This window comes from Pseudomonas sp. NBRC 111131 (assembly GCF_001320525.1).
Lineage (GTDB): Bacteria > Pseudomonadota > Gammaproteobacteria > Pseudomonadales > Pseudomonadaceae > Aquipseudomonas > Aquipseudomonas ceruminis.
The window spans coordinates 104,477-115,661 of record NZ_BCBH01000018.1; the positions used below are offsets into that span (position 1 = coordinate 104,477).

Below are 11,185 nucleotides of genomic sequence, written 5' to 3' on the forward strand. Positions count from 1 at the left end.
ACCGCAGGCTGCCGGTACTGCACGCACCCGGGTCAGGGCGTCGGTAACGCGTCTTCGTTCAGGTAAGTGTGAGTGGCAGCTCCTTTGAGGATCAGTTGCGCCGCTTTCTCGGCGATCATCAGGGTAGGGGAACAGGTATTGCCGGAGGTGATCTGCGGCATGATCGAGGCATCTGCCACGCGCAGGCCGGGTATACCGCGCACGCGCAATTGGTTATCCACAACGTCCAACGGGCCATTACCCATGCGACAGGTACCCACCGGGTGGAAAATCGTGGTGCCGATCTTGCCGGCGGCCTCGAACAGGTCTTGTTCGGTTTGCAGGGCAGGGCCAGGCAAATACTCCACAGGGTCGAAAGCGGCAAGGGCAGGGGCCTGGACAATACGCCGGGTGAGGCGGATAGCGTCGGCGGCCACGCGCAGGTCTTGCGGGTCGCTGAGGTAGTTGGGGTCGATCAGCGGGGTACTGCTCATGTCCGCGCTGCGAATGTCGATACGCCCGCGGCTCGCCGGGCGCAAGTTACACACCGAAGCGGTAAACGCCGGGAAGCGGTGCAGTGGCTCGCCGAAGCGCTCCAGCGACAGCGGCTGCACATGGTACTGGAGGTTGGCCGTGGGCTGATCGGGGCTTGAGCGCACGAACGCACCCAACTGGCTCGGCGCCATGGCCAGCGGCCCGCTGCGGTCGTAGAGATAGCGCAGGCCCATGCCCATCTTGCCCCACAGGCTGTTGGCCATCTGGTTGAGGGTGCGGGCATTGCGGATTTGATAGATCAGGCGCAGTTGCAGCTGGTCCTGCAGGTTGCCGCCGACACCCGGCATATCGTGGCGCACGCCTATACCCAAGCGTTCCAGCAACGTGCGCGGGCCTATACCAGAGCGCTGCAGGATGCCGGGAGACCCCACAGCTCCGGCGCACAGGATGATCTCGCGCCGGGCAGCGAACGCATGCCAGGCGCCTTGCCACAGCGCTTTCACAGCGCGTGCACGGGTGTTGTTCAACAACACCTGGTCGACCTGCACGTCAGTCAGGACGGTGAGGTTGGAGCGTTCCTTGATGGGCCGCAGAAACGCCTTGGACGCGTTCCAGCGCACACCGCTGCGCTGGTTGACTTGAAAGTATCCACAGCCCTGGTTGTCGCCCGTGTTGAAGTCATCGACCTTGCCGATGCCGCTCTGCTCGGCAGCATCGCGAAACGCATCGAGGATCGGCCAACTGTAGCGCTGGCGTTCGACCCGCCACTCACCGGCGGCGCCATGGTGTTCGCTGGCTCCGGCAAAATGGTTTTCGCTGGCCTTGAACAATGGCAGTACATCGCTCCAGGCCCAGCCGTCGTTGCCCTGTTCAGCCCAGCGGTCATAGTCGGCTGCCTGGCCACGCATGTAGATCATGCCGTTGATCGAGGAACAGCCACCCAGCACCTTGCCCCGTGGATAACCCAGGCTGCGTCCGCCCAGCCCCGGTTGCGCTTCGGTCTTGAAACACCAATCGGTGCGCGGGTTGTTGATGCAGTAAAGGTAGCCGACAGGGATATGAATCCAGGGATAGTTGTCGCGGCCGCCCGCTTCGAGCAGCAGGACGCGGCAGGAAGGGTCGGCAGATAAACGGTTGGCCAGCAGGCATCCGGCGGGGCCGGCCCCTACGACCACGTAGTCAAAGACAGAATCGGCTGATGGCATGTGCAACCTCGCGCCTGATTATTATTCTTGTCGCCTTCCATCTTATTGATTAATTTCGCTGAGGGAACACGAGATTTCGCGCAGCCGTTGTGCGTTTTAGCACAACGGCCAACAGGGAAAGGGATGCATGTTCGACTGGAATGATCTGCGGTTTTTCCTCGAGTTGCAGCGCAGTGGCCGCCTCCTCACCGCCGCCAAGCGCCTCAACACCACCCACAGTACCGTCGCCCGGCATATCGAAAGCATTGAAAAAAGCCTGGGCACTGCATTGTTCGTGCAACATGCCCAAGGCTACGAACTGACCCCCTCCGGGCAAGCGCTACTCAAGCATGCTGAAGCCATGGAGAACGTCGCACTGCTGGCGCAGGAAGAAATCAACCAGGCCATCACCCCGTTGGGCAAAATCCGCCTGGGGGTAACCGAAGGCATCGGCATCATGTTTTTCACCCCACGCATGAACGCCTTGTTCGAGCGTTACCCCGGGCTTGAAGTGGAGTTGGTGGCGGTCCCGCGGTTTGTCAGCATTCTCAACCGCGAAGCGGAAATCAGTATTCACCTCGAGCGGCCCAACGCTGACCTACTGATCACCCGCAAACTCACTGACTACCGCCTGGCGCTGTATGCCAGCCAGGCGTACCTGGACCGGGCGCCACCTTTGCGTCACCGTGAAGACCTGGCCCGCCACAGCTGGATTGGCTACGTCGACGACTTGTTGTTCAGCCAGGAGTTGCTGTTCCTTAACAGCTTCTGCCGCTCACCCAGCGTGGCCTTCCGCAGTACCAGCGTCATCGCCCAGCAAACGGCGGCCCGGGCAGGCCTGGGCATCGCCGTGCTGCCCAACTATATGGCCCGCCACGACCCGACGCTGGTGCGCGTACTGCCCAGCGAAACCATCCAGCGCAGCTACTGGATCTGCACGCGCCGTGAACTGCACAAGTCGGTACGCCTGCGGGTGGTCTGGGACTACCTGCTGGCGCTGTGCGCCGCCGAACAGGGCGAGCTGTTAGCCGAGTAGAGCCTTTGCCGCGAGCAGCAAGGCAGCCAGCCATCCGGCCACTGCAAACATCTGCTGCAAGCGTGGCCCGGCCAGCTTCGCCGCCAGTGGCCTGGCCAGCAACAAGCCGAGCACAGCGCCGATAGCGAACGGTGCGCCCACCTGCCAGTGCATTACCCCAGCCAGGCTGGCGCTAACCACGCTCCCCGTCGACACCAGCGCAATGACCGCCAGGGAGGTGGAGACGATGCTCTTCATGCGCAGGTTGGTGTAGCGGTTCAAGGCCGGAATGATCACGAAGCCGCCACCCACCCCCAGCAACCCTGACAACAACCCCGACAGCGCGCCAGTCAAGGCCAACGCCCGCGCACAAGGCAACGTCCAGCGCAAACGCCCCTGCAACGGGTTGAGTACGCAGGGCTCGATATAGCGGTGCGCCTCGTTGGTTTCACCCCGCAGCTCTTTGGCCGCCTTGCGCCAGATGCGTACACAGGCGTAAACCAGGACCCCGGCGAACACCAAGGCCAACGGCGTATTGGGCAAGCGGTGCGCCAGCATCAGGCCGAGCGGAGCGCCGGCAATGCCAATCAGTGCGATGAAAAGCGCTGCACGGTAACGCACCAGCCCTTGGCGCAAGCCCAGCACCGCGCCCACGGCAGCGGCGAGCCCAACGGCTAGCAAACCAATGGGGGCGGCTTCCACCATCGAAAGGCCGAGGCCAAACACCAGCAGGGGTACGGCAAGGATGCCTCCGCCAGCGCCCGTCAGCGCCAGCACTGCGCCGATGATTGCACCGAGCCCGGCGCCGAGCAGTTGATGTTCGATCACTGGGCGGCCTCGGCGGCCAACGGCTGGGGCCGCGCCAGCCACTCACGCCCCTTGAGCATGCCTTGCCAGTACAGCGGTGGCAGCAGCCGGGCCTTCAGCAACCAGGCCAGGCGTGTTGGTCGCCGTCCATCGAGCAGCCAACGCGGAAAACTCGGTGCAACCTTGCCGCCATATGTGAACTCGGCCAGGACGATCTTGCCCCGCTCGACGGTCAGTGGGCAGGACCCATAGCCATCGTACTGTGCAAGGGTCGGCAACCTGCCCAGCGCCACCAGGACATTATTGGCCACTACAGGCGCCTGCTTGCGCGCCGCCGCGGCGGTCTTGGCATTGCTGGTGCTGGCAACGTCACCCAGAGCATGGACATTGGCGAACTGCCGATGGCGCAGGGTATGTGGGTCGACATCGACCCAGCCCGCAGCATCCGCCAACGGGCTGTTGCGGATGAAGTCCGGGGCAACCTGCGGTGGCACGACGTGCAGCATGTCGAAGGCCTCGGTGCGGGTCTCGCTGCTGCCGTCGGCCAGCGCACGGACGAAGGTGGCACGCTTGCTGGGGCCATCCACCGCCACCAGGCGTTGTGTGTAGTTGAGGTCGACACCGTACTTGTCGATATAAGCCATCAGCGCTGGCACATAGTCGGGTACACCGAACAATACGGCGCCCGCATTGAAGAAGCTGGCCTTCACATCACCCAACCGACCGTGCCGCAGCCAGTGATCGCAAGACAGGTACAGCGCCTTTTGAGGCGCGCCGGCGCACTTGATCGGCATCGGTGGTTGGGTAAACAGGGCACGACCCTGCTTGAGGTTTTGCACCAGTTGCCAGGTGTAGGGCGCAAGATCGTAGCGGTAGTTGGAAGTCACGCCGTTACGCCCGAGGGTATCGCTGAGGCCGTCGATGGCCTCCCAGTCGAGCTTGAGTCCAGGGCACACCACCAGTTGTTCATAACTGATGGCGCGGCCATCCTCGAGCGTGACCCGCTGGCCCTGTGGATCGAAGCCTTGAACGCGCGCTTTGACCCAGCGTACGCCCTGTGGAATGGTCGAGGCCATGGTGCGAGCGGTACTCGGTGCCGTGAATACACCGGCGCCGACCATGGTCCAGCCAGGCTGGTAGTAGTGCACATCGGCGGGATCGATCAACGCGATGTCCAGCGAGGGGTCGCGGCTGATGAGGCTGGCAGCGGTGGCGATACCCGCGGCACCGGCACCGACGATGACCACCTTGTGGTGGTTGGAACTGGCAGGGGATTGCAAGGCAGGCATGGGGGACTTCCTGAAATTCTGGTTATCGGGCAGGGCGGTCAAAGCTTGTTCAGCGGGATCTTCAGGTAGCTGACACCGTTGGCCTCGGGCTCGGGAAAATGACCGCTGCGCATGTTGACCTGCACCGACGGCAAGATCAGCACGGGCATGTCGAGGGTCTTGTCACGGGCTTCGCGCATGGCGACAAAGCTGTCCTCGTCGATGCCTTGATGGATGTGGATATTGCTGGCGCGCTGTTCGGCCACCGTGGTGACGTAGCGCATGGCACGCCCGCCTGGTAGATAGTCATGGCACATGAACAGTTGAGTGTGGTCGGGGAACGCCAGCAGCCGGCGGATCGACCGGTACAGGGTACGCGCGTCGGCACCGGGGAAATCGCAACGGGCGGTGCCGTAATCAGGCATGAACAGCGTATCGCCAACGAACAGCACCTTTTCTCCGGCATCCTCTATCAGGTAGCTCATGCACGCAGGGGTATGCCCAGGGGTGTGCAAGGCCCGGGCATGCAAATTGCCGATACGAAACCCTTCCTCGTCTTCGAGCAGCACATCGAACTGGCTGCCATCGCGCGCAAAGCCAGGTTCGGCATTGAACAAGGTGCCGAACACTTTCTGCACCTGGGTGATGTGCGCGCCAATGGCCGTGTGGCCGCCGAGCTTTTCCTTGAGGTACGCCCCGGCCGAAAGGTGATCGGCGTGTACATGGGTTTCCAGCACCCACTGGACCTCTGCGCCCAGCGCCGCGACCCGGGCGATCAGCCGGTCCGCCGAAGCGGTACAGGTGCGCCCAGACTTCGGGTCGTAATCCAGCACGCTGTCGATCAATGCACACTTGCGCGTTTCGCCGTCCATGACCAAGTAACTGATGGTCGAGGTCGCCTCATCGAAGAAAGCTTCTACGTGAAGGTTGTTGCCAATGATCATTACGTTCTCCAAATGTTCCACGGCGCCTTTGAGAGGCGCAGGGAGTGACAGGAGGTTTATCAAGATGCATGCCAGGAATTTCCAGCCACGCAGGCCAGCCGATCCGGCATTGCCAGGCGCATGCCAGATAAAATGGCAGCTACGTTTGGCAGTCGACTGGCAGCCAATGGCAGCATTTGGCAGTACTTGGTACCCTCGGCCAGGTTATCCAACCGGTCGTTGTCATGCCTGAAACCCATTCAATCATCCTAGCCCTGGTTTCCTACCTGGAACACGATGCGCTACCTGCCATCGTCTTGGACACCGACTACAACATCCTCGCTGCCAATGCGGCCTACCGCCGACAGTTCGGCCGTGACGCAGTAGCGCCGCTGGGTGAGAAGTGCCATCGGGTGTCACATCACTACGCCGTGCCTTGTGACCAGGCCGGCGAACATTGCCCGATGCGCAAGGCCTGGGACAGCAAGGCGCCGGAGCGCGTGCTGCATATCCATCACACCCCGCGTGGGCCTGAACATGTGGATGTAGAGTTGCGGCCCATCCTCGATGAACAGGGCAGGGTCGTTGCGTTCGTCGAGCGCCTGACCACCATCACGCTTGCGTCCGCGCAACCGCAGCAGCAGGGGCTGGTTGGCCGGGCCCCAGCGTTCAAAGCAGCCTTGGCCAGCCTGCAACGGGCGGCACCTGCGCAGATACCCGTGCTGCTGCAGGGCGAATCGGGGACTGGCAAAGAGCTGTTCGCCCGTGCAATCCATATGGGCAGCCCTAGGGCCAACGGCCCCTTGGTGGTAGTCGACTGTACCGGCTTGACCGAGTCATTGTTCGAGAGTGAATTGTTCGGCTACGAGAAGGGCGCCTTTACCGGTGCCAACCAGCGCAAGATCGGCCTTGCCGAAGCGGCCCATGGTGGCACGCTGTTCCTCGACGAAATCGGCGAAGTGCCGCTGGCGATGCAGGTCAAACTGCTGCGCCTGATCGAGTCCGGTAGCTTCCGCCCGGTCGGTAGCCTGCGTACCGTGCATTCCGATTTCCGCCTGGTTTCAGCAACACACAAGCCGCTGAAGCAAATGGTCGCGGACGGCACATTCCGTGAAGACCTGTATTACCGCATCAGTGGCTTCCCGATACGCTTGCCCGCGTTACGCGAAAGGGTCGAGGACCTGCCCTTGCTGGCGCAGAGCCTCTTGCAGCGGATGGCCGGCAAGCCGGCTGCCAGCCTGACTGAGGCAGCCTTGCAGCAACTTGCGCTGCACCCGTTCCCGGGCAATATCCGTGAGCTGCGTAACATCCTGGAGAGGGCGCAGCTGTTCACCGACGACGGGTTGATCCGGCCCGAGCACCTGCCAGAAGAGGTGGGTCACGGCCAGGCGGCAGGTTTCACCAGAAACCGAGGTCGCAACGACTTGGGCGAACTGGCGCAGGCGCTGGAACAGTTCCAGGGCCCACGCAGTGAATTGGCACGCCACCTTGGGATGAGTGAACGTACGCTGTATCGACGTTTGAAGGCCCTGGGCCTAAACCCTTCCTGAGCTTACGCAGCGACCCTATGAATGCAAATTTTTCTCATTTATATTCATGGTCACGCTGCTCGCCTCAGGTCTGCCATGTCCCTCGACCCTTCCAACCTACCGCTGCTCTGCGCCTTGATTCGTCACTACGATGAATTGGTGGATCACGTCCGTCGCCGCTTTGGTGACCGAGGCTTTGCCCGCGAGGTGGTGCACGATGTATGCGTAAAATTGCTGGAAAAGCGCGAGAAAGAGCAGGTGCGTTTGCCTCTGGCGCTGCTGCGTAAAATTTCCTACGACCAGGCTGTGAGCAGTTACCGCAGTGAGCGGCGGCGGCAGACCTGGATCGTTGAAATGCCCGAGCCACTGGATGCCGTTTGCCCCGCACAGGCGCCCCTCCAGCAGTACGAGGCCGCACGGGAGCTCGAATTGCTCTCTGAAGCCATCAGCCGCTTGCCCGAACGCTGCCAGATGGTCTTTGTCATGCACAAGATCCACGATTTGCCTCAGGCCGAAGTCGCCGTGCGCATGGGGATTTCCATCAAAACCGTGGAAAAGCACCTGCGACTTGGCCTGGCTGCCTGCCGCCTGCATCTGGATCGTCAGCAGGTAGGCCAATGAGCAGTGATACCCCAACCAAGCTCCCTGCGTCGGCCGAAGAACAGGCCCTAGCGCGCCACCGCGAAGCGCTGCGCGAGCGTTTTCCGATGCCCGAGCCCAAGCCGCGCAAAACGCGCAAACCGTTGCTGGCGGGTGGGCTGGTGCTGCTACTTGGGGCAGGCCTGGCCTGGCTCGACCCCAGCTATCACAGCGAGCAGTACGCCAGTGCCGTGGGCGAGCGACGGCTACTCACGCTGGCCGATGGCAGCCAGGTCGAAATGGACAGCGGCACCCGGTTGAGCGTGAGCTGGCACCTGCGTTCGCGCCGTATCACGTTACAACAGGGGCAGGCGTTATTCGAGGTCAGCAAGGCCGTGTTCCGGCCATTCCAGGTCGAGGCCGGTACCGCCCAGGTGAACGTGCTCGGCACTCGCTTCAATGTGCTGCGTGGCGTCGACACGGTAGAGGTGGCCTTACTGCGCGGCAGCTTGGCGGTGCAGTCCACCGTCGACCCGGCGCAACACCTGCGGCTGGCACCGGGGCAGCAGGTGAGTGTCAATCAGGGCCGACTGCAACCGCTGGCGACTGCCGATTTGGCGCGTATCACGGCTTGGCAACGCCAGCGCCTGGTGTTTGCCCGCACACCGCTGTCGCAAGCGCTGGCGCAGATCCAGCGCTACCGCGTCGCAGTCATTGAGTTGGAAGGTCAAGGCCTGGCCGACCTACCTGTTACCGGCACTTTCGATACACGCAATGTCGAAGCCCTGCTCGACGTACTCCCGCGCATCTTACCGGTGAGCGTTCGCCGTGACCCCGAGGGTAGGGTGCGTATCGGGCCGCGGGCAATAGGTCACTGATGCGAATCATCGAAGCATCGAGGCGGGCGAAAAAAAGTTGCACGGGCAGGTAGGGTTTCAGGGGGTTCGAAGCGGCTTAGATGCCAGACACTTACGCCAAGGATCTGCTCGCCATGAAGTACCCCGCCCGTATCCACCACCCATACCTGCCCCTTTCCCTGCTTGCCGCGAGCCTTCTGGTGACAATGCCCGTGCTCGCCGACACCAAGGCCAACATCGACATTCCAGCGGGCTCTTTGGAGCAGGCGCTCAACAGCCTGGCGCAGCAGACCGGGGTACAGATCATCTTCGCCAGCGACGTGGTGGGCGATCGCACTACGCCGGCGTTGCATGGCCACTACAATGCCGAGGAGGCGATGCACCGGCTGCTCGACGCTCGCGGTTTGCAGGTGCAGATGCAGGACGCACAGACCTTCCTGGTGGTAGCGCCCCAGGCCTCAGGCCGCCTCGCTGTGCCCGCCAAGGTCGAACCGCTGGCCGTGGATGCCACGGTAATCAGCGGCGATGTGCTTGGCAGTGGCACGGACGAAGAGGTGCGTACCTATGCCGGCAGCCGCAGCGTGGTTGGCAGCGAGGCGTTGCACAAGGCCAGCGTGCGCGGTGTAGACGAGGCGCTGCAGCGGGTGCCGGGGGTGAAGATCTTCGACGAGACCGGTACCGGGGCTTTGCCGCAGATTGCCGTGCGTGGCTTGTACGAAAGCCGCAGTGGCCGGCTGCAGGCGTTGTCCGACGGCATCCCGCTGGCGCTAGCGCCTTATGGCCAAACCGGCCTGTCGCTGTTCCCCGTGACCATGGCGGCGGTCGACCGCATCGACGTGGTCAAGGGCGGCGCCGCCGTGCAGTACGGGCCGAACAACGTAGGCGGGGTGGTGAACTTCATCAGCAAGCCGATCCCGCGGGAGTGGCAGACCACCTTGCAGGAGCGCACCACGTTCTTCCCCGGAGGTCGCCAACTGTGGGACACCTACCTGGGCACCGGTGGCTTCATCACCGACAACTTCGGGCTGCAACTGGACCTGAACACCATCGGCGGGCAAGCCGGGCGCGAGCATTCCGATACCGACATTCAGAACTACCGCCTGCGCGGGCAGTGGAACATCGACGACGACCGTGACCTGAGCTTCGGCTTCCAGCACTACAAGGCCGACATGGATCTGGCCGGCGCCCTGAGCGTTGCCGACTACAAGCATGACCCGCGCCAGTCGACCCGCCCCCTGGACCGCTTCGAGGGTGACACCGACCGCGTCTGGGGCACCTACACCCAGAAGTTCGGCGCCATCGGCCCGTTCGACTCGGTGGCCTTCAGCTGGACCAACTTCGCCCACAACAGCTACCGCAACTTCGTCGTCGGTATGCCGTTCACCCCAGACGGGCAAGCCGTCACCAAGCAGGATGGCCCACGCGACTTCAAGGTCTGGGGCAGCGAGCCGCGCTTGAGCCTGGGCATCGACGGCGAGCAGGTCAGCCAGACCTGGCTGCTGGGCGCGCGTTACGTGAAGGAAGACATCGACTACAAGGTCAATCGTCAAAGCCTAGCCACCGGCGCGACCACGCCATTTCGCGACTGGCATTTCGATGACGAGGCCAAGGCGTTCTACATCAGCAACGCCATTGGCCTGCTCGACAACCGCCTGACTATCACCCCGGGCGTGCGCTACGAGAACGCACGCATGCAGTACGACGATGGCATCACCGGGGCCAGCAACGAAAACCAGTCGATGGAATGGCTGCCTGGCATCACCGTGGGCTTCCAGGCCAGCGATGACTGGTTCGTCTATGCCAACGCGCAGAAGTCGCTGCGCCCGCCGCAGGTGACGCAGATCGTCAAGGAGGGCCAGGTCGGCGCGGAACTGGCGTGGAACTACGAGACCGGTGTGCGCTATACCCCGTGGGACGGCTTGCGCGTCGACCTGGGCGTGTACCGCATCGACTTCGATGACCAGATCGTCTACGACGCCACCAGCGACCGCTTCGTTAACCTCGGCAGCACCCGCCACCAGGGGATCGAGACCGAGGTGTTCTGGACCCCGGAGGCCATGCCCAACCTCGACCTGCATGCCAGCTATGCCTACCTCGATGCCAAGCAGCGTAACGGTGAGTTCAAGGACAACGAGGTGCCCTATGCCTCGCGCAACCAGTTCAGTGTCGATGGCCGCTATCGCTTTGCCGAGAACTGGACCTACAGCCTCGATGGCCTCTACGTGAGCAGCGCCTATACCGATGCCGCCAACTCGGGTGAGGAAAATGCCATTGCCTCGGTCGGCAAGCTGCCGGCCTACTGGCTGTGGAATACCGCCATCGAGCGACGCTTCAAGGTGCGTGATGGCGTGCTGACGGCGTCGGCTGGCATCAGCAACCTTTTCAACCGCGAGTACTATTTCCGCGGCATCGATACGAGCCCCTGGGGTCGCCAGCCGGCGCCGCAGCGTTCGCTGACACTGGGCGTGAATTACCAGTTTTGAGGGATGAAGCTTGATGCCTTCCTTCCTCGACGCATCCCGTCTCCATCATTTTCGATCGAGCGGAGT

General features: G+C 62.7%; 9 protein-coding genes. 5 read left to right on the top strand and 4 right to left on the bottom strand.

The annotated features are described in order from the left end of the window. Positions 1 to 32 precede the first annotated feature (32 nt). Entirely contained in the window at positions 33 to 1,679 is a 1,647-nt protein-coding gene (locus APH34_RS17335) for a GMC family oxidoreductase (protein ID WP_054902260.1), read from the bottom strand. A gap of 127 nt (positions 1,680 to 1,806) precedes the next feature. On the opposite strand from APH34_RS17335, the gene APH34_RS17340 reads away from it, so the two are divergent. Next, positions 1,807 to 2,694, top strand: a complete 888-nt coding sequence (locus APH34_RS17340; RefSeq protein WP_054902261.1) for a LysR family transcriptional regulator — start codon at positions 1,807 to 1,809, stop codon at positions 2,692 to 2,694. Here the strand turns inward: APH34_RS17340 and APH34_RS17345 are convergent. From APH34_RS17345 to APH34_RS17355, 3 genes are read right to left on the bottom strand one after another with little or no spacing between them, the layout of a single operon-like run. Continuing rightward, entirely contained in the window at positions 2,683 to 3,501 is an 819-nt protein-coding gene (locus APH34_RS17345; RefSeq protein ID WP_054902271.1) for a sulfite exporter TauE/SafE family protein, read from the bottom strand. The genes APH34_RS17340 and APH34_RS17345 overlap by 12 nt on opposite strands. Then, entirely contained in the window at positions 3,498 to 4,769 is a 1,272-nt protein-coding gene (locus APH34_RS17350) for an FAD/NAD(P)-binding oxidoreductase (RefSeq protein ID WP_054902262.1), read from the bottom strand. Before APH34_RS17350 ends, APH34_RS17345 begins: the two co-directional genes overlap by 4 nt. A gap of 38 nt (positions 4,770 to 4,807) precedes the next feature. Beyond that, the gene (locus APH34_RS17355) at positions 4,808 to 5,692 is read right to left on the bottom strand and encodes an MBL fold metallo-hydrolase (RefSeq protein WP_054902263.1); all 885 of its coding nucleotides are present in this window, start codon (positions 5,690 to 5,692) and stop codon (positions 4,808 to 4,810) included. A gap of 224 nt (positions 5,693 to 5,916) precedes the next feature. Here APH34_RS17355 and APH34_RS17360 point away from each other — a divergent pair, with 224 nt between their 5' ends. The 4 genes from APH34_RS17360 to APH34_RS17375 all read left to right on the top strand — a co-directional run bounded on the left by APH34_RS17360 (position 5,917) and on the right by APH34_RS17375 (position 11,119). Further along, the gene (locus APH34_RS17360; RefSeq protein ID WP_054902264.1) at positions 5,917 to 7,221 is read left to right on the top strand and encodes a sigma-54-dependent Fis family transcriptional regulator; all 1,305 of its coding nucleotides are present in this window, start codon (positions 5,917 to 5,919) and stop codon (positions 7,219 to 7,221) included. A 75-nt stretch (positions 7,222 to 7,296) separates the two neighbouring features. After that, positions 7,297 to 7,821, top strand: a complete 525-nt coding sequence (locus APH34_RS17365; RefSeq protein ID WP_054902265.1) for an RNA polymerase sigma factor — start codon at positions 7,297 to 7,299, stop codon at positions 7,819 to 7,821. Further along, on the top strand, positions 7,818 to 8,657 hold the full coding sequence (locus APH34_RS17370; RefSeq protein WP_054902266.1) for a FecR family protein: 840 nt from the start codon (positions 7,818 to 7,820) through the stop codon (positions 8,655 to 8,657). Before APH34_RS17365 ends, APH34_RS17370 begins: the two co-directional genes overlap by 4 nt. A gap of 113 nt (positions 8,658 to 8,770) precedes the next feature. After that, positions 8,771 to 11,119, top strand: coding sequence for a TonB-dependent receptor (locus tag APH34_RS17375; protein ID WP_054902267.1), 2,349 nt, complete (start codon positions 8,771 to 8,773; stop codon positions 11,117 to 11,119). Positions 11,120 to 11,185: the final 66 nt, after the last annotated feature.